This window comes from Streptomyces hirsutus (genome assembly GCF_001418415.1).
Classification (GTDB): domain Bacteria; phylum Actinomycetota; class Actinomycetes; order Streptomycetales; family Streptomycetaceae; genus Streptomyces; species Streptomyces hirsutus.
Genome location: NZ_LIQT01000173.1, coordinates 1 through 17,581 on the forward strand (window position 1 = coordinate 1; position 17,581 = coordinate 17,581).

The 17,581-nt window shown below is 68.4% G+C and carries 13 protein-coding genes and 3 pseudogenes; 6 read left to right on the forward strand and 10 right to left on the reverse strand.

Translation table 11 applies throughout. The annotated features are described in order from the left end of the window. From AOK11_RS13725 to AOK11_RS13745, 5 genes are all read right to left on the reverse strand, one after another. Positions 1-1,459 (reverse strand): CotH kinase family protein (locus tag AOK11_RS13725; RefSeq protein ID WP_055593982.1); only part of this gene is annotated, 1,459 nt, incomplete at its 3' end. Continuing rightward, the gene (locus AOK11_RS13730) at positions 1,459-2,142 is read right to left on the reverse strand and encodes a DUF4956 domain-containing protein (protein WP_055593983.1); all 684 of its coding nucleotides are present in this window, start codon (positions 2,140-2,142) and stop codon (positions 1,459-1,461) included. The genes AOK11_RS13730 and AOK11_RS13725, both read right to left, overlap by 1 nt. After that, positions 2,139-2,981 (reverse strand): polyphosphate polymerase domain-containing protein, encoded by an 843-nt coding sequence (locus tag AOK11_RS13735; protein ID WP_240497332.1) that lies wholly within the window; start codon positions 2,979-2,981, stop codon positions 2,139-2,141. Before AOK11_RS13735 ends, AOK11_RS13730 begins: the two co-directional genes overlap by 4 nt. A gap of 1,197 nt (positions 2,982-4,178) precedes the next feature. Next, positions 4,179-4,607, reverse strand: a complete 429-nt coding sequence (locus AOK11_RS13740) for a type II toxin-antitoxin system VapC family toxin (protein ID WP_055593985.1) — start codon at positions 4,605-4,607, stop codon at positions 4,179-4,181. Beyond that, a complete protein-coding gene (locus AOK11_RS13745) occupies positions 4,604-4,876 on the reverse strand; it encodes a hypothetical protein (RefSeq protein ID WP_055594027.1) in 273 nt (90 codons plus the stop codon). The genes AOK11_RS13740 and AOK11_RS13745 overlap by 4 nt, the downstream gene beginning before the upstream one ends. A gap of 719 nt (positions 4,877-5,595) precedes the next feature. On the opposite strand from AOK11_RS13745, the gene AOK11_RS13750 reads away from it, so the two are divergent. After that, complete coding sequence (locus AOK11_RS13750; protein WP_055593986.1) at positions 5,596-6,483, forward strand: universal stress protein; 888 nt, start codon at positions 5,596-5,598, stop codon at positions 6,481-6,483. A 72-nt stretch (positions 6,484-6,555) separates the two neighbouring features. Here the strand turns inward: AOK11_RS13750 and AOK11_RS13755 are convergent, their stop codons facing one another. Both AOK11_RS13755 and AOK11_RS44860 read right to left on the reverse strand, forming a co-directional pair. Beyond that, entirely contained in the window at positions 6,556-7,581 is a 1,026-nt protein-coding gene (locus tag AOK11_RS13755; protein WP_055593987.1) for a 6-phosphofructokinase, read from the reverse strand. Between the two features lie 323 nt (positions 7,582-7,904). Next, positions 7,905-8,240, reverse strand: a pseudogene (locus tag AOK11_RS44860) (DNA polymerase/3'-5' exonuclease PolX); the annotation flags it as partial. Between the two features lie 441 nt (positions 8,241-8,681). On the opposite strand from AOK11_RS44860, the gene AOK11_RS13765 reads away from it, so the two are divergent. The 3 genes and pseudogenes from AOK11_RS13765 to AOK11_RS13770 all read left to right on the forward strand — a co-directional run bounded on the left by AOK11_RS13765 (position 8,682) and on the right by AOK11_RS13770 (position 12,203). Further along, positions 8,682-9,824, forward strand: a complete 1,143-nt coding sequence (locus tag AOK11_RS13765) for a site-2 protease family protein (RefSeq protein WP_055593989.1) — start codon at positions 8,682-8,684, stop codon at positions 9,822-9,824. Between the two features lie 541 nt (positions 9,825-10,365). Next, positions 10,366-10,464 (forward strand): annotated as a pseudogene (locus tag AOK11_RS39815) (universal stress protein); the annotation flags it as partial. Between the two features lie 410 nt (positions 10,465-10,874). Further along, positions 10,875-12,203 carry a phosphoribosyltransferase family protein gene (locus AOK11_RS13770; protein WP_055593990.1) on the forward strand — a complete coding sequence of 443 codons (1,329 nt, stop codon included), beginning with the start codon at positions 10,875-10,877 and terminating at the stop codon, positions 12,201-12,203. A gap of 302 nt (positions 12,204-12,505) precedes the next feature. Here the strand turns inward: AOK11_RS13770 and AOK11_RS44865 are convergent. Together AOK11_RS44865 and AOK11_RS13775 are read right to left on the reverse strand one after the other, a co-directional pair. Then, positions 12,506-12,811, reverse strand: a pseudogene (locus tag AOK11_RS44865) (universal stress protein); the annotation flags it as partial. 624 nt (positions 12,812-13,435) lie between these two features. After that, positions 13,436-14,263 (reverse strand): alpha/beta fold hydrolase, encoded by an 828-nt coding sequence (locus tag AOK11_RS13775; protein ID WP_055593991.1) that lies wholly within the window; start codon positions 14,261-14,263, stop codon positions 13,436-13,438. A gap of 642 nt (positions 14,264-14,905) precedes the next feature. Between AOK11_RS13775 and AOK11_RS13780 the strand changes: the two genes are divergently transcribed. Continuing rightward, positions 14,906-15,172, forward strand: coding sequence for a hypothetical protein (locus AOK11_RS13780; protein ID WP_055593992.1), 267 nt, complete (start codon positions 14,906-14,908; stop codon positions 15,170-15,172). Beyond that, positions 15,169-15,615, forward strand: coding sequence for a PIN domain-containing protein (locus tag AOK11_RS13785; RefSeq protein ID WP_055593993.1), 447 nt, complete (start codon positions 15,169-15,171; stop codon positions 15,613-15,615). The genes AOK11_RS13780 and AOK11_RS13785 overlap by 4 nt, the downstream gene beginning before the upstream one ends. A gap of 334 nt (positions 15,616-15,949) precedes the next feature. On the opposite strand, the gene AOK11_RS13790 is transcribed toward AOK11_RS13785, so the two are convergent. Beyond that, the gene (locus AOK11_RS13790) at positions 15,950-17,425 is read right to left on the reverse strand and encodes an amino acid permease (RefSeq protein WP_055593994.1); all 1,476 of its coding nucleotides are present in this window, start codon (positions 17,423-17,425) and stop codon (positions 15,950-15,952) included. Positions 17,426-17,581 lie beyond the last annotated feature (156 nt).

The following is a 17,581-nucleotide window of genomic DNA, read 5'->3' on the forward strand; positions in this document are numbered from 1 at the left end:
GCAGACCTTCCGGAAAACCCTCGGGCAGACCTTCCGGAAGCTCCTCCGGAAACCCCTCGGGCAGCCCCTCCGGCATGCCACTGGGCAAGTCCTGCGGCGCACCGGAGGGCATCGTGCCTCCTGCAGGGGGTCGCTGCGCGTTGTTCCCACCCGTGGACCCGTTGTCGGCCCCGCCCCCGGCTCCCGCGTTGCCGCCCGGCATGCCGCCGCCCATGCTGACCGAGTCGTCCGGTCCGGTCGCCGTGTCTCCGCTGAAGGTCAGGTTGTAGTCCCAGCCCAGGACGGAGAACTTCCTGGTGTCCAGGTCGTACCACAGCAGGTAGTTCTTGCCGGGGCCCGCCATGTCGTCGAAGTTCAGCAGCAGGTTCTGCGCGGCGAGGTAGGCGGCCAGCGAGTCGACGTCGACGTACTGGTCGAGATCCCGGGCGAACTCCTCGTCCGAGGCGCTGTTGACCCACTTGATGAGCTTCATCACCGGTTCGAGGTCCTGGCTTCCCTTCTTGTTGAGCTGCTTGAAGGAACTCTCGTACTCGGTGGGGTCGTCCCCCTGGTATTCGAAGCTGCCGCTCGCTTTCGCCTTGTACAGCACGCCGTTGCCGTCGGCGACGTCGTCGGCGTAGTCGGTGTCGGGTGCCTCGACCATGAGGCGGGTGGCGGAGGGCCGGTTGTTCACCTTCAGCTCGGTGAAGCCGTACCGCTCGGCCTTCTGCCCGCTCTCCTTGGTCAGCGACAGCGACAGTGCCTCGTTGAGGGGCACCTGGCCGTTGCTGCCGGGGCGCAGCGAGATCTCCCGCTCGCCCTGGTAGGCGCGGCCCTCGACGTACTCGTCGATCTTGACGAGCCAGGGCAGTTCCTCGGGCTTCTCGGCGGACAGGTTGTACTGCACCATCCCGCCCATGCCGCCCATGCCTCCCATGCCGTCGGCTCCGCCGGGACCGCCGCCGACCGTCCGGCCTTGGCCGCGGTCCCGGCCACCGGCCGCGCCGTCGGCGCCGGCCGGAGCGCCCTGCGCGGCATCGGGCAGGGCCCGGCCGCCACCGGGCATGCCCTTGTTGCCCCGCAGGGACGACAGTGTGGAGTTTCCTTTGAGGCGGATCCCGACGTCGTTGAGGTGGACGCCGTCGATGACGAGGTCGGCCTCGATGTAGTCCTTGGTGCCGTCCTCCTTGAACTCCTTCATCATCTTGTCGAAGTCGGTCTGCTCGTAGATGAGCTGGATCGAGTGCGCCACCGAGGTGTCGTACAGGTCCACCGTTCCTTCGACGTTGTCGGTGATGGCGTCCGCCTCGACCCTCGAGGACGACGTCACGTACGGGGAGATCCGCACGTCGCCGAGGAAATAGACCATTGCGGCGAGCCCGACGCCCAGCGTCGCGGCCGGCTTCCAGTGGTGGCGCAGCCGGACGGGCAGCCGGTCCCGCAGCCGCCGTTTGCGCTGCACGGTGGTCTCGCCGCTCATCACAGGTCCGTCGTGTCGTAGCCGGTCAAAACGGTGACCCGCTGGCCGGACGTACGCTCCTGCAGGGCGCTGACCAGGTCGCCGGGCTCGGCACCCTTCTTCAGCCGCACCGTGTAGAAGACCTCGTTCAGCGCACCGCCGCGGATCGTCTCCGTGCTCACCAGCTCGAACTCGCTGGTGTACTTGATCAGGACGTCACGGATCTGCGGCGTGTAGTCCTCGCCGGCCGGGACCTGGACCTTGACCACCTGCCGCTGCACGTTCAGCGCGAACCAGTTGAACTTGAACATCACCAGGACGACGGCGCAGATGACCACGGCGCCGACCGCGGCGAGCGTGTAGAACCGGGCACCGCAGGCCATGCCGATCGCCATGGCCATGAAGATGAAACCGACGTCCCTGGTCTCCTTGACCGCGTTCCGGAAGCGGACCACGGACAAGGCGCCGACCAGCGAGAACGCACGGGCCAGGTTCGAGCCGACGACCAGCATGATCAGGGCGACGATCATGCCGACGATGACCAGGGTCTGCACGTAGGACTGGCTGTAGGAGACGTTGCGGTGCGTGTACCGGTACACAAGGCCGATCAGCGTGGACAGGACGAACGACAGCGCCATCGCCGCCACGACGTCGGCCACGCTGAACGTGCCGCTGAGTTCCTGCAGTTCGAGATCGAAATTCACTGTGCTCCTGCCTTCAACGACGCATCGTGCTGCGCCGGCCGCTGCTGGGGCGGCTGCTCTTCAGTGAGGGTGGGCGGCGGACAGTCCGCCTCGTTGATGTGGAAGACCGAGCGCGGGGCCAGGCCGAACGCCTCGATGGACTGCACGTACTTCGAGATCCGAACGAGGTTGAGGTTGCGCCGCGCCGCCAGGTCGGTGATCCAGTGCGGGGTGCGCTCGTTCACCTTGATCTCCATGACCGACAGGTGCGGCGGGATCGTGAACCGGTTCTCCGGCGTCTGGACACCGAAGTGGAAATCCCGGTCCCGGCCTCGAACACGGCGGTCGAAGGTGACCCTCAGACCGGTGTCCGTCTCCCTCCCGACCAGGGCTTCGCGCTGATACCCGGTGACCGCGGTGGGCTGCAGGTTCAGCCGCACGGTCAGTTCGAGCACCTCCTGGATGAAGGCGCTCTCCTTCGCCGAGTGGTCCACCATCTCCCGGCTGTCGCACAACCGTCGCGCCATGCCGTAGGGAAGGGTGATGCGGCGCTTCTGTGTGACCCGGTTGACCCGCTGCTTGATCTCCACGCAGACCGACGAGTCGTCGGTGACCTGCTCGAGGTTGCCGTAGTGGCGGATACGCAGCTTGCGGCGGAACTTCAGACCCTCGATCTTCTCCCAGTAGAACCGCAGCTGAGGAGTGTCGTAGTACAGGCTCCACACGCCGTACCCGCCGACCGGGCTGTGCAGGTCCCGGTCCATCCGCTCGGCCAGTTCGTCCCTGATCTCTGCCGCCTGCTCCACCGGGACCAGGTACTTCAGCTCGAACCGATTGAAGGCATGAAGCCGACTGGCCACATGCAACGGCTCTTCGCTCCCGCGAGCCCCGCTGTCGTCTGCCCGGGCCTCATCCGCCTGGCCCTCGTACGCCGCGGCTGCCTTCGACAGGAACACCATGCGCCTCCTTGCTCATACGTTGCGGACCGACCGGCCTCGCATACGCAACCAAGGGCGCCTGAAGAGCCCATGAGAAACGCGGGTTGATTTCAGGAGTCTTTGAAGAGACCGGAAAATGAACGCGAGACGATGTCCCCTGTCTACGGGCGACGCAGAAGCCCCGTGCCACAGCTGTGCCGGAGGCAAAGGGCAGTCACGGTCAGCAGCGGAACGAGCGGATGCATCCGCGCCCGCCGGCTCGGCCGACGAAGCCGCAGGCCACCGGCAAGACGTCCCGGCCTCTCCCCTGAAGCGCCGATTACTCGCCCGGCCGCCGTACGCCCGTGCAGGCCACCAGTGCGCCGCTTTCTCCGGTGAGGAAGAGCATGAAGATCCATGTCCCATCGGCGGCTGCGACCTGTCCAAGGCGCACCGGCTGCTCATGCCGGCGAAGGAGCTGTACCGCTCGCTCCAACCCAACGGTTTCGACGCCCTTCCGCTGCGTGTGCCGAAGCGGCGCGCACAGGTCCGGGCATGCCACTCGGCGGGAAAGTCCTGTCCCGCACAACGTGGGTACCACCACTGAGGACGGCAGCCAGGGCAGCCACGGATGCCTCGTCGTCACCGCCCGGCAGCCGCGCCGAAAAGTGCCGCTCCCTGGTCCCCCCGCCGGGATCCTGCTGTACGGCATCGAAGTGCCACAACCGCGCATCCGACATCCGCGGCTGACACCGACGACATGAATCAAATCCTCGCGGGCCACTCCGTGCGAGTCGAGAAGGTCTGACGGGACACCTGCACCTCACTCCGGCCGCTCGCCGGCCCCCAAGCAACCCATGGCTTTCGCCGGACAGCGTCCACCGGCACGTATTCAGCACACATGAGGACGGGAAGCACCGTGAACACGTGAGAACTACGGAGGAGTCCTTTCCCTGGTCAGACACCCTGTGGCCCACGTCTCCGCAGGTCACAGCCCCGCTCCGGGAAAACTCCTAAGCGGGTGTCGCAGGTTCGAATCCTGCCGGGGGCACAGAGAAAAAGCAGGTCGAATGCCCTGTCGCCCGAGTGGGCGGCAGGGCATCCGGTCTCGCACCACATGCATGTGAGGGGCGCCTCAACCTACAGTTGCTGCTCCCATGGATTGACGACCAGAGCCCCGGTTCGGGCCAGGTGTTTGATGTTGCGGGTGGCGACCGTCCACCCGTTGGCCAGGGCGGTGGCGGCGATCAGTGCGTCCGGTGGGTCGATGCTGGCGCCTGCGGCCTTGAGCGCCTTGTGGATGGTCAGGTAGGCAGCCGCTTCCGATTCGCCGATCGGCGCGATGCGGTCGCGGTACTCGTGCCGTACCGCAGCGAGAGCCCGGGCATAGCGCGCCTGTCGCACGGGATCCGGGGCGGCAGCCACGCCGGCCTCGATCTCGGCCACAGTGATCACACTCAGGAAGCGATTGGGCCGCGCCGTGGACCGGAACCAGGTCAGGACGCGCGGGTCAGGCGTGGCCCGAGTCGTGAGTTCGGCGACCACATTGGTGTCGAACAGGTAGATCACTCGGCGTCCGTCTGCTCGTCGTAGGAGCGCGCGCCGAACTCCAGCCCCTCGAACGGCCGGGAGAGCAGGAACTCCTCGAAGCCGTCGTTGCTCAATGCCACCCAACGGTGAAGCATCCTGGGCAGCGCCTCGATCTCCGTGTCGGCGAGCTCCGCATCGAAATGCCGACGCTGGTCCTCCGGCAGGGACTCCCGGATGTCCCGGATGGTCCGCAGCGGATGCGACGACGAGGACGGCGGGTGAGGCACACCGCCAGAAGCTGTGGTCATCGGCATCCCCTCCACTTGATCAGAACCGTGTGCTGCCGGTGGTCTCAGGCTACGGGTTCCCACCCACCCGCTCACAGCTTTGTCACCGGAGCCGGCATCCGCCCGGATCCAGAACCTCACCCTCAGCTCGTGGACCGACCAGAACAGATTCAGCACACATGAGGCCGGGAAACCCTGCGAACACGTGAGAACTACGAAGGAGTGTTTCCCCTGCTCAGACACATCGCGGCCCGCATCTTCTCAGCTCACAGCCCCGCCCAGGGAAAACTCCTCAAGCGGGTGTCGCAGGTTCGAATCCTGCCGGGGGCACAGAGAAACATTTGGTTATAGGCCCTTCCGTCCAACGGACGGGAGGGCCTTCGTACCAGGGCCAGAAGGTCACCGACCGGGCGAACCGGTCGGCCGTCGACGAGATGCGGGGCCCGCCAGGACCGTGACGCTGTTGGCGAATCCGGCGGACGGGGGTCATGGTCCCGCGGACTGTGTCACTTTCCCGGAAAGTGACACAGTCCGCGGCCGGAGCACCCTGGGCCACCGGCACGGGCTCACAAGGGCCCGGAACCGCCGGGAGGGTTTAACCAACAGCATCGGACCGTCGGCGGGCCCCGCATCCGGTCCGGGAGCCAGAGCGGTCCTGTCGTGGAACAGTGGAGGGGAAGAAGGGGGAGGCAGGGCGGCGTGTCGCCCGTGGAGGTACAGGCCGGGCGAAGGAGGACACGATGAGTCACCCTGTGCTGGCGGGCGTCGACGGGTCCGAACGCAGTGCGACGGCAGCCGACTGGGCGGCGCGGGAGGCCGCGCTGCGCGACGTTCCCCTGCGCCTGTTCCATGCCCTTCCATCGCTTCCGGGTGCCGTCGTGCCCCGCCCGGCCCTGGACAGGCTGCGTCACACGGGTGCGCGCATGCTTGAGCGAATGGTCGCCGACCTGGTCGACCGTTACCCGGATGTCGAGGTGCGGGGCGAGCAGGCCGATGACGCCCCGGCCCCGGCTCTCCTCGCCGCGGCCCGCACTGCCGGACTCCTCGTCGTCGGCACACGGGGGACGGGCGGTTTCGACGGTCTCGCGGTCGGCTCGGTGGCCCTGCGGATGGCGGCAGCAGCCCCATGCCCTGTCGTGTTGGTTACCCAGCGGCCCAGCGCCTTCGGGGAGGGGATGGGCGCGGAAGGCGGCGCTGCCCAGGTGGTGGTGGGGTTCGACGCGCATCGCCCGGTCGGGGAGGCGGCGGACTTCGCGTTCTCTGCCGCTGAGGCACGTGGAGCACGTCTGCGGGTGGTCCAGGCATGGGCGTTTCCTGCCGAGGCGGTCTCTCCGCAGACGCTGGTGGTGACCGAGGAGGACCGCGCCACGTGGGAGGACCAGGAGATTCTGCGGCTCTCGGACGCGCTGCGCGTCTGGCAGAAGGAGTACCCCCGTGTGACGGTCCGCACCGATGTCATGTTGCTCCATCCTGCGGAAGCGCTCTTGAACGCGTCCCGGGAAGCGGCCCTGCTCATCGTGGGCCGCCGCACCGGTCCCCAGGCGGCCGAAGGCCGACTGGGTCCGGTCACGCACGCCGTACTGCACCACGCCCACTGCCCGGTGGCGGTCGTACCGCACGCCGGATGACGGCCGTCCAGAGGTCTGTCGGTGGAACGGCGGATCGGCGGACCGGGAGCGATCCGGTGGGCGGCGGGCCGGTCAGCCGAAGAACACCTCGAACTCGTCGTACAGCGACGGATCGACGAGCTTGGTCTTCGCCGTGGCATCGGCGAGGGGGACGCGGACGATCCGGGTGCCCTTCAGGGCGACCATGACGCCGAAGTCACCGTCCTTGACCGCGTCGATGGCATGCAACCCGAAGCGCGTGGCCAGCCACCGGTCGAAGGCGCTCGGGGTGCCGCCACGCTGGATGTGCCCCAGCACCGTGGTGCGGGCATCCTTGCCCGTGCGCTCCGAGATCTCCCGAGCCAGCCACTCGCCGACGCCGGACAGCCGCACATGGCCGAACTCGTCCAGCGACTCATCCTTGAGGACCATCTGCCCCTCTTTTGGGGTGGCCCCCTCGGCCACCACGACGATCGGCGCGTAGTTGATCTTGAACCTGCTCTTCACCTGCTCACAGACCTGATCGATGTCAAAGGGCCGCTCCGGGATGAGGATCACGTTGCCGCCGCCCGCGACGCCGGCGTGCAGCGCGATCCACCCGGAGTGCCGCCCCATGACCTCCACCACCAGGGCGCGCATGTGCGACTCGGCGGTGGTGTGGAGGCGGTCGATGGCCTCGGTCGCGATGCCGACTGCGGTGTCGAAGCCGAAGGTGTAGTCGGTGCCGGAGACGTCGTTGTCGATGGTCTTCGGCACGCCGACCAAGGGGATTCCCTGACGGCTCAGTTCGGTGGCTACGCCGAGCGTGTCCTCGCCGCCGATCACGACGAGCGCATCCACGTCGTGCGTGGCAAGGGTGTCCTGTACCCGTCGCAGCCCGTCCTCGTGTGTGAACGGGTTGGTGCGGGAGGAGCCGAGAATGGTTCCGCCGCGGGGGAGGATCCCCCGCACGCTCGCGATGTCCAGTGGCCTGACATCGTCCTGGAGCAAGCCCAGCCAGCCGTCCCGCAAGCCGACGAAGTCGAAGGCGTATTCGTCGACGCCTTTGCGGACGACACTGCGGATGACGGCGTTGAGGCCGGGGCAGTCACCGCCGCCGGTCAGTACTCCGACCTTCATGGGTTTTCTCCCATCCGCTGGACGGCCCGCGCAGTCGCGGCCGACGATCAAAACCGCTGCCGGGAACATGGTTCGCCTGCTTCCAGCCTCCCCCCGTTCGGTCCGCAGTGGCCACTCGACGGACGCCGGGTCCGAACGGCTCGCTCGTGAGGAGTTCTGTCCGGCTTTTCGGGCGGTCCGGAGCCCGCTGAACAAGTGCGGGCCGCGTCGATCGGTTTGCCCGGTCGACTCTGCGCGGTGATCAGAGGCGGAAGTGGCCCGTCTCGCTGCGTTCGGCCCTGCCGATGGCGGCGAAGGCGTTGATCCTGGAAGGGGAACCGGCGCAGTCGCCGCAGCGGCCCGAAGGTTGGGATGGTGATGAGCTGTCGTACCCTGCGGGAATCCTGGCCCGCCTCTCCTCGACCACCGTGACCCTGCCTGTGCGGAAGTACTCGATGACCTTCTCGGCAATCGACCTGCCCACACCCGGGATCTCTGCCCACACCCGGGATCTCCTTCAGACCCGCGACGTCGAGGTGGGAGACATCGGCGGGATGGCCGCCGATCGAGCGGGCGGCCTTTTCGTAGGCGCGCGCCTTGAACGCCTCGCCTCCGGTGATGGCGATGAGATCCGCGTCCTCCTGAAGGAGCGCTTCGACCTCCTCGTCGGGCCGGACCACGTCTCACAGTCCAGGAACCGACCTGTCCGGCGTGCCGGTTGAGGGCATGCCGGGCGGCACTGCGACCGGACGGAGGCGGTCGCACCCTGAAGTGCCCTCCATGTCTCCAGGCCCCTCCGGCGCGCGAAGCCGTCGGCTCGAGGGTGTACTGGAGGTCAGGAGGATGCGCTCAGCGAGAGGTCCGAGGCGAGCGCTGTCGACGACGACGTGGTGCGCGCACCATGCATCAATCCCGATGAGCCGGCGGGGTCCGGGCCCGTGACCCGGAACTCCTTCCCACAGGTGGTGGTGTTTCCTTCGCGCCGATCCGTTGCACTGCCAGAGGGATCGGGATCTGTGCGCTCGCGTCGGCCGACGATACGGCGGGCGGCGGTGAGACGGAGCGGTGGCCGAAGGAGGACGGCTGTCTTTCGGATGACGGCTCGAGCAGGGGAGAGCGCTGTGAGGGCGACGTTCGTTCTGGGACGGATCGCAGGAGTCCGGGTCGGCGTGCACTGGAGCGTGCTGTTCATCTTCGGCATCATCGTGTTCGGCCTGTCGCAGGGCCGCCTCCCGGAGACGCATCCGGGGCGGGCCTGGGCGCTGTACTGGGCGGCCGGCCTCTGTACCGCCCTGGTCTTCTTCGCCTCCCTGCTCGCACATGAGCTGGCGCACGCCGTCGTGGCCCGGCGCAACGGGGTCGAGGTGGACGACATCGTGCTGTGGTTCCTGGGCGGAGCGGCCCGGCTCAGGACCGAGGCGTCCAGCCCCGGCGCGGAGCTGAGGATCGCCGGGGTCGGCCCCCTCGTCAGCCTCCTGCTGGGCGGGCTCTTCGCACTCGGTGCCTGGCTGCTCGACCTGGCGTCCGGGCCCGGGGTCGTGGTGGAGATGGTGGCGTGGCTGGCGGGCATCAACGTACTGCTCGCCGTCTTCAACGCGCTGCCCGCCGCCCCGCTCGACGGCGGCAGGCTGCTGCGCGCGTTCCTGTGGTGGCGCACGGGGGACCGACTGCGGGCGACAGCCGGCGCGACCGCGGCGGGGAGGGTCCTCGGGTGGCTGCTGGTGGCCCTCGGGCTGATCGCGTTCATGCGGACCGGCACGTTCGGCGCTCTGTGGCTGGCGCTGATCGGCTGGTTCCTCATCGCGGCCGCCACCGCCGAGGGACGGCAGGCCCAGCTGCGCGGGGTGCTCGCCGGCGTCCCCGTCCGGGACGCCATGACGCCCGAACCTCTCACGGTTCCCGCGGACACCACGGTCGCGGGCTTCCTCACCAGCGCGCGCTACCGCTACCGGCACTCGGCGTTCCCGGTGACCGACGACGGGGTCCCGGTCGGGCTGGTGACGCTCGACAGCGCCAGAAAGGTACCGCAGGCCGAGGACCGCGCCGTGACGGTGAGGGAGGTGATGATGCCACTGTCGCAGACCACCGTGGTCGGGCCGGACAGCCCGCTGGCGGATCTGCTGCCGCGCATGGAGCCGGGCGCCGAGCACCGGGTCCTGGTCGTGGATGACGGCAGGCTCGTCGGAATCGTCTCGCTCTCGGACGTCAGCCGGACGATGACCTGGCTGATGCGTACTGCCCCTGGGCGGCGCGATGGTCTGTGACCGCGGGCCGGCACCCGGGCGGGCCGTGTCACAAGGCGCCGTATCGCTCGCTCATGCGGCGCACTGCGACGATTCGCGACTGCTTGTCGGTCGGGGCGTGGCAAGTCGGAAGCCGCCGGTCCCGAACGAGGCCGGCAAGACAACCGCGTCCGCGGGCTGTGCGGATCTACGAGACGGGCCGCGTCGTGCACCGGCGCGCAGCGAGGAGGCGTTCGCGCGGCGTCTGGGCTTCGCGGCTGCGGCCGGCCAGGGTGATGGGCTCCTCCACCCGCCGACGAGGGCGGAGGCTCACGGCGGGGACCTCGCCGCGGTCGTCGCTTCGGCGCGTGTGCGAGGGCCGAAGACTGGCGCTCGTCAGCGGCGACCGTCGTCCCCGGCCCGACCAACCTGACCCAACCCGAATCGAAACGGCTCCGGCACCGCGGCTGGTGGCCGCCGTGACGCGCGCACTCCGCTGCGGACGTCGCACACCTCGGGTGCCTGACCACGTGCGCGGATGCCCGAACGCAGCGCACCGCGTTGAGCCGGGCCGGGCGGATTCTCCGGACTGGTGCCCGGCTCGGTCAGCCAGGGCCTCATGCACCACGCACCTTGCCCGGTCGTCATCGTGCCGCAGCCTGCCGGAGACGGTGCCGCCTGACCATCCTGCGACGGCAGTACCCGTCGGTGCGGCAGGTACGTCAGCCCGCCCGGACACAGTGATCCGGGGGCTTGTCCGTCCCTTCCCTCGGCGCGTGCGGGCCGACCGCACCATCGATTCATGTGCTGCGGACCGCCTGTCCTGCCTCGGGTGGCCTCTGGCGGCGGCCGGTCGGACGCGGCCTGCCGCCACAGCTTCGACGAAGCGGCCGGCCTCGTTGTCGGGGAGGCTTCGCGCGAGGTCGGCTTCGCTCCCCGGGCCGGTTCACCGGCCGTCCTCCTCGGGTCGCCGTCGGCGGCCAGGCCGGGGCGGGTCGCGTGGCGATGCGCATCTGTTCGCTGCGCGGGCGAGGATGGAGGTACGGGGCGGGTGTCGCCCGCCGTGTTCCTCCGGGACGAGGAGGTCGGGTCGTGTTCTTCAGGGATCGTCGTGACGCCGGCAGGCAGCTGGCCGCCCGGCTGGGGCATCTGAAGGGGACCGAGGTGGTGGTGCTGGGGCTGCCCCGTGGAGGGGTGCCGGTTGCCGCGGAGGTCGCGGGGGCGCTCGGCATGCCGCTCGATGTCTGCCTGGTGCGCAAGCTGGGCGTGCCGTTCCAGCCGGAGCTGGGGATGGGGGCAATCGGCGAGGGCGGCGTGCGTGTGATCAACGATGCCGTGGTGCGCACCGCGCATGTCACCCCGGATGAGCTTGCCCAGGTCGAGGCCCGTGAGCGGGAAGTGCTGGAGAGCCGCGCCCGGCGCTACCGAGCAGGGCGGGAACCGGTTGGCGCGGAGGGCCGCACGGTGTTGGTGGTCGACGACGGGGTGGCCACGGGGTCGACGGCGCGTGCGGCCTGCCAGATCGCCCGTGCCAGGGGAGCGGCACGGATCGTGCTCGCCGTCCCTGTGGCACCGCACGACTGGACCGCACGGCTCGGCGAGGACGCCGACGAACTCGTATGCGTGCACACCCCGTGGGACTTCTATGCGATCGGGCAGTTCTACGCCGACTTCTCCCAGACCGGCGACGATGAGGTCGTCGCCTGTCTGGAAGAAGCCGCGGCCCGTCCGGTGAGCACCCGCCGGACTGAGCCGCCTCACGCGGTGCCGGAGGACCCGGAGGTGGATGTGCAGGCCGGTGGGGTGGTGCTGCGCGGGCAACTGACGTTGCCCGAGAGCGCGGCCGGGGTGGTGCTGTTCGCGCACGGCAGCGGCAGCAGCCGGCACAGCCCGCGCAACCGGTTCGTCGCGCTCGGGCTGAACCGGGCCGGGCTCGGCACTCTCCTGTTCGACCTGCTCACCGAGGAGGAAGAGACAGACAGGGCCAACGTGTTCGACTCAGGTCTGCTGGCCCGGCGGCTGGCGGACGCCACCGGCTGGTTGCGCGGTCGGCCGGAGACCCAGGGGCTGGCTGTCGGCTACTTCGGTGCGAGCACCGGCGCGGCCGCCGCGTTGTGGGCGGCCGCCGAACCCGGCGCGCGGATCTCCGCAGTCGTCTCCAGGGGCGGCAGGCCCGACCTGGCCGGGCCACGGCTGCCGGCGGTGAACGCGCCCACGCTGCTGATCGTCGGGGGCCACGACGAGTTGGTGCTCGGCCTCAACCGCGATGCACAGGCCCGGCTGCGCTGCGAGAGCCGGCTCGCGGTCGTCCCCGGCGCGACCCACCTCTTCGAGGAACCCGGTGCCCTGGAGAAGGTCACCGATCTGGCCCGTGACTGGTTCACCGACCACATGGCCCCGGTCCCGCATACGGCGCGCTGAGTCTGGAACGCATGCTCCGGTCATCCGGTTACGGGCGGGTGCCCGAGCGAGCGGCACGATCCCTCTGATGACAGGCGAGCACCTCGTCACCGACCTCTTCCTGGAGGGCAGCCCTCGCGCCTGCCGGAGTGCCCGCGTCAGTACCCACACCCGGGAGGGCGATGTCCGGTACGGATTCGACCACCGACAGCGCACACCACGCCCTCATGACGGCGCGCGGTGCCTCGGTGCGTCGACCGGTGACATCTGGTTTGCCTTCCCCCGCAGCGGTACCGGGACCTGGCTGCCGTTTCGCGTTGGCCGGCGGTACGCCCGGCCACCGTCTCCGACAGCAGCCGACGGTATTCCTGGATGGCCGCGCCCTCGTCCAGGACTCCGAGCAGCGGGGCGTGCCCTACGTACAGGGCCCGCACGACCGCGGCACGTAGGGCGGCCTCCTCGAACGCGAAGTCGACGGCGGCGGCGGTGGAGTGAGGGCTGCCGTCGACCCCGACCACGAAGTACGGCGGCTGCTGGGTGAGGTGCTCCGGCTCCGGTAGGACCACCACGGGGCAGGACGCGTGGGCGATGAGCGGCAGGGCGACGGCGGCAGAGGTGAACAGCTCCTGGCCTCGATCTTTCGCGAGGGTCCACCGACGCCGTCAGCGGGCCCTCGCGAAAGATCGAGGCTAAAGCGGGTGTCGCAGGTTCGAATCCTGCCGGGGGCACAGAAGAAAGGACCAGCTCAGGACGGAGTACAGCGACCACCGCAACCGTAGTCGACTGTCAGAAGCCGTCGATGACTGACTGACCAGCCCACCAGTCCTGAATGACTGCTCAGCCGAGAGTTCGGGACGAAGAGGTCGTGAGTTCACATCCCGCCACCTCGACGCTGGACAGGGTGCCGATCGCATGATCGCGACTGGCACCCTGCCGTGCTCGGGGACCAAAAGCGAACGAAGTTGATCAGGCCCGCGTCACCCTCTTCTCGGTCTTCGGCGCCCTTCCCCTGCTCTTCGGTGTAGAAGCTGAGGAGCGTGGTGGGCAGGGAGCGGGACGGGTACCGGCGGACGAGCCGGCCCCGTGACTGGACCGGCACCACATTGACGCGGTCTCACGCCGCGGTGCGCGGCGAAGTCCCACGGCCGGCACACACGAGCTGATCCACCGGCTGCGCCTGACGGTCGAGGCTTGCGGACGGGCATCCGCAGACCAGAACGCGAGAGGACCAGTGAGCGACGAGGCGTGGCCGGTCAGCCGCGTGCGAATTCGAGGAGGTCGGCGTTGAACCGTTCCGCGAACTCGGGAACCATCGACAGGCCGTGCGGAGCACCCGGGTAGACCTTGAGGGTCACGTCCTTGACGAGCTGTGACGATTTATTCGCGGATGCCACGATGGGAACGATCTGGTCGTCGTCGCCGTGAATGATCAGCGTGGGGATGTCGAACTTTTTGAGGTCCTCAGTGAGGTCGGTCTCGGAGAACGCCTTGATGCAGTCGTGGGCACCCTTGATGCCCACCGTCATGCTCCAGAGCCAGAACTCGTCGCGGATCCCCTGCGAGATGGTCGATCCTTCGCGGTTGGCGCCGTAGAAGGGGGCACTGAGGTCCTTGTAGAACTGGGAACGGTCCGTCAGCACGCCTTTTCGGAGTTCGTCGAAGACGTCGATCGGCAGCCCCTCCGGGTTCGCTTCCGTCTTGAGCATCAACGGGGGAATCGCGCCGAGTAGAACCGCCTTGGTGACGCGACTCGAGCCGTGTCGGCCGATGTAGCGTGTGACCTCTCCCCCACCGGTCGAGTGACCGACCAGGATGACGTTACGAAGGTCGAGGGCCTCGATGACCGAGGCCAGATCTTCAGCGTACGTGTCGAGGTCGTTCCCCTCCCAGGACTGGCCCGAGCGTCCACCCCCGCGCCGGTCGTGGGCCACAACCCGGAAGCCGTTGTCCGCCATCAGCTTCAACTGCGGATCCCACGCGTCCGCGATCAGGGGCCAGCCGTGGGAAAAGACCACCGGTGGGCCCGACCCCCAGTCCTTGAAGTGGATCTGTGTGCCGTCCTTGGCAGTGGCAAAGGCCATGATTGCCTCTCTAGCACTTGTCCGGAACTCCGCACTTCATGGGAATTCAGTGCCCGAGCCGCACTTGGAATGTCACACCACGACCAGCAGCGGACGCGCATGGGGGCTACGGAGAGGCCGGCAGCGGAAGGCGGCTGATGAGCACCTAGTGTGTCCCACCCTACTTGGGAAGCTCCACTTCAGCGCATCGGGCAGGCCACAGCGATCATCCCGCCCGTAGTTCGCATCGAGAGGGCCCCGTGCAGGATCTCGGGGCGTGCCATTCGTGCGCCAGAACGGGCGGGGACTCACGGGGAGCCTTGGTACGCACGGGTACGGCCAACGGATACAGCCAAAAGCAGGAAACCCGCAGGTCGTGCCAACGGCTCCCCAACCTCGCTCCCAAAGCGGGTGTCGCGGGTTCGAATCCTGCCGAGGGCACCACCTGCGCCACAGGTAAGAGAGTTCCAGGCCCCTCGTTCTGTTCGGACGGGGGGCCTGTTTCATGATCGGTGCCACATAGACGCCATGGTCTCGGCGCCTTCGGCATCCGCGCCTGACACCAACGTGGGCGAACGACGGCACCTCACACACCACTACGCTGCGGAGCCGGCTCCTCGAGAAGACCAGGCCGCGCCACACGGAACATGGCATACTTGAAGTATGGCCACTCGGAAGATCACCATCACCGTGCCGGAAGAGCTGGTGGAATCGATCAAGGAGCGCGTCGACGCACGCGGGGTGTCCGGCTACATCGCGGCCGCCGCCGCCCATCAGGACGCGATGGACCGACTGCGCGAGTTGGCCGACCGTCTCGAGGAAGAGCACGGCGCCGTGACGGACGACGAACAGCAAGCGGCGCTGGACCGCATCGCCGCCATCGACGGCTGGCATGACGAGCAGCGATCGCGTGCGAACGAGGCCGCGTGAGCCGCACCGCCCGAGCAAAGCTGCACCGACCGCGCCGGCGCGTCTTCGTGTTCGACTCCGAGGCTCTCTCCAAGGCGGTTCAGGGCGACCGGGAGATGGCTGCGCTGATCAAAACAGCCCCGCGGCTCGACATCCCGATCGTCACCTCGGCGCTCACGACCCTGGAGGCATGGGATCCTTGCGAAACGTCGAGGCAGGCGCTGTGGAACTGGGCGCTGTCCCGGATCCGCATCGTGCACACGGACGATCAGGTGATCGCCATGGCCCGCGACATGCTGAAGGCGGCCGGTCTGCATGGGCACAAATACGCCATCGACGCCATTCTGGCGGCTGTGGCCGGGCGAGAAACCGCACAGGGAGCTCAGACGACCGTCTTCACCTCCGACACCGACGACATGAATCAACTCCTCGCGGGACACTCCGTGCGAGTCGAGAAGGTGTGACGAGACGCCCGCACCTCACTCCGGCCACTCGTCGGCTCCCCGAGCAACCCATGTCTTCATCGGACGGCATCCGCCGCACGTATTCAGCACACACGGGGACGGGAACCACCGTGAACCCGTGAGAACTACGGAGGAGCGTTTCCCCCGGTCAGACACATCGCGGCCCGCATCTCCGCAGGTCACATCCCCGCCCAGGGAAAATTCCTCAAGCGGGTGTCGCAGGTTCGAATCCTGCCGGGGGCACCGGGCGAAAGGCCCCTGACCGATCATGGTCCGGGGCCTTCGACATCCGCTTCCGACGTCAACGCGGGCGGTCACGCCCGATCCGCGGCGGCTACCGGGGCGCTACCGCGTCCTCGGTGCTTTTCGGGCGCATCCGTTCCCGCACCAACGAGACCGCGATCACCAGCACGGCCACGAGCACGGAGAGCAGCACCTGGCTCCGTCCGCCGCCCTCCCTGTCGTCGGTGAGCATGTAGACGAGCACGAACGAGATCATCGCGATCGTCGCCCACGTCAGATAAGGGAACAGCCACATCCGGACGACGAGCTTCTCCGGGTTCTCGCGCAGGATGATTCCCCGCATCCGCAGTTGCGAGAAGCAGATGACCAGCCACACGAAGAGCGCGACCGCGCCCGAGGAGTTCAGCAGGAACTGGAACACCGTGTCCGGCCACAGGTAGTTGAAGGCGACCGCCACGAAGCCGAAGGCCACGGAGGCCAGGATCGCGGCCTGCGGGACACCTTGCGCGTTCGTCCGTACGAAGGACTGCGGGGCGTCGCCGCGTTGGCCCAGGGAGAAGGCCATCCGGGAGGCGGTGTAGAGGCCGGAGTTGAGACAGGACAGCACGGCGGTCAGCACGATGAAGTTCATGATCTCGCCGGCGTGCGGGATGCCGATCGAGTCCAGGGCCGCGACGTACGACCCCTTCTCCTCGATCGCGGGGTCGTTCCACGGCAGCAGGGAGACCACGACGAGGATCGAGCCGACGTAGAAGAGGCCGACCCGCCAGATCACGCTCCTGGTGGCCTTCGCGACCGCCCGCTGCGCGTCCGGGGACTCGGCGGCGGCGAGGGTGACGATCTCGCTGCCCATGAAGGAGAAGACGACCAGCAGGATGCCGGTGAGGATCGCTCCGGGACCGTTCGGCAGGAAGCCGCCGTGTTCGGTGAGGTTGCCGAATCCTGTCACGGCGTTGTCGGAGCCGGGCAGCACACCGAAGATCGCCAGACCGCCGAGGACGATGAAGCCCGCGATGGCGACGACCTTGATGCCCGCGAACCAGAACTCGAACTCGCCGAAGGAACCGACCGAGACCAGGTTCGTGGCGGTGAGGACCACCATCACGATCAGTGCCCAGGCCCACTGCGGTACGGCCGGCACCCACCCTTCCAGGATCACGGCAGCCGCGGTCGCCTCCACGGCGAGCACGACGACCCAGAAGAACCAGTACAGCCAGCCGATCGAGAACCCGGCCCAGCGGCCCAGCGCCCGGTCCGCGTAGGCGGAGAAGGAACCGGAGGTCGGATAGGCCGCGGCCATCTCGCCGAGCATCCGCATCACCAAGACGACCAGGGCTCCGACCAGGGCGTACGACAGCAGGATGCCGGGCCCGGCGGCGGTGATACCGGAGGCGGAGCCCACGAAGAGGCCGGCGCCGATCACACCACCGATGGCGATCATGGACAGATGGCGGTTCTTGAGACCGGCCTTCAGACCCGACTGCTCCGGGGGCTGACCGCCGGCGGGTGGAGCGGTGGCAGGTGGAGCGGTGGCGGGGGCCAGAGAGTCAGGGGCGCGTGCAGTCATGTCGACATCCGTCCAAAGTGGGGTTGGGGAGTCATGCGGGGGGAGTGGCTGTCGTGTTCACCGGGTCACTGGTTCACCGATCACCGGAGATCCGGATCTCCGGATCGCCTCGGCGGCGGGGGCGAGCAGGCCGGTCCGGCAGGGGTCGGCCATGGC

Bases quoted from the DNA above. Each gene is read 5' to 3' on its own strand.
- AOK11_RS13775 (WP_055593991.1), bottom strand. From the start codon at position 14,263: ATGGCCTTTGCCACTGCCAAGGACGGCACACAGATCCACTTCAAGGAC.
- AOK11_RS13755 (WP_055593987.1), bottom strand. From the start codon at position 7,581: ATGAAGGTCGGAGTACTGACCGGCGGCGGTGACTGCCCCGGCCTCAAC.
- AOK11_RS13745 (WP_055594027.1), bottom strand. From the start codon at position 4,876: ATGACCACAGCTTCTGGCGGTGTGCCTCACCCGCCGTCCTCGTCGTCG.
- AOK11_RS13780 (WP_055593992.1), top strand. From the start codon at position 14,906: ATGGCCACTCGGAAGATCACCATCACCGTGCCGGAAGAGCTGGTGGAA.
- AOK11_RS13750 (WP_055593986.1), top strand. From the start codon at position 5,596: ATGAGTCACCCTGTGCTGGCGGGCGTCGACGGGTCCGAACGCAGTGCG.
- AOK11_RS13790 (WP_055593994.1), bottom strand. From the start codon at position 17,425: ATGACTGCACGCGCCCCTGACTCTCTGGCCCCCGCCACCGCTCCACCT.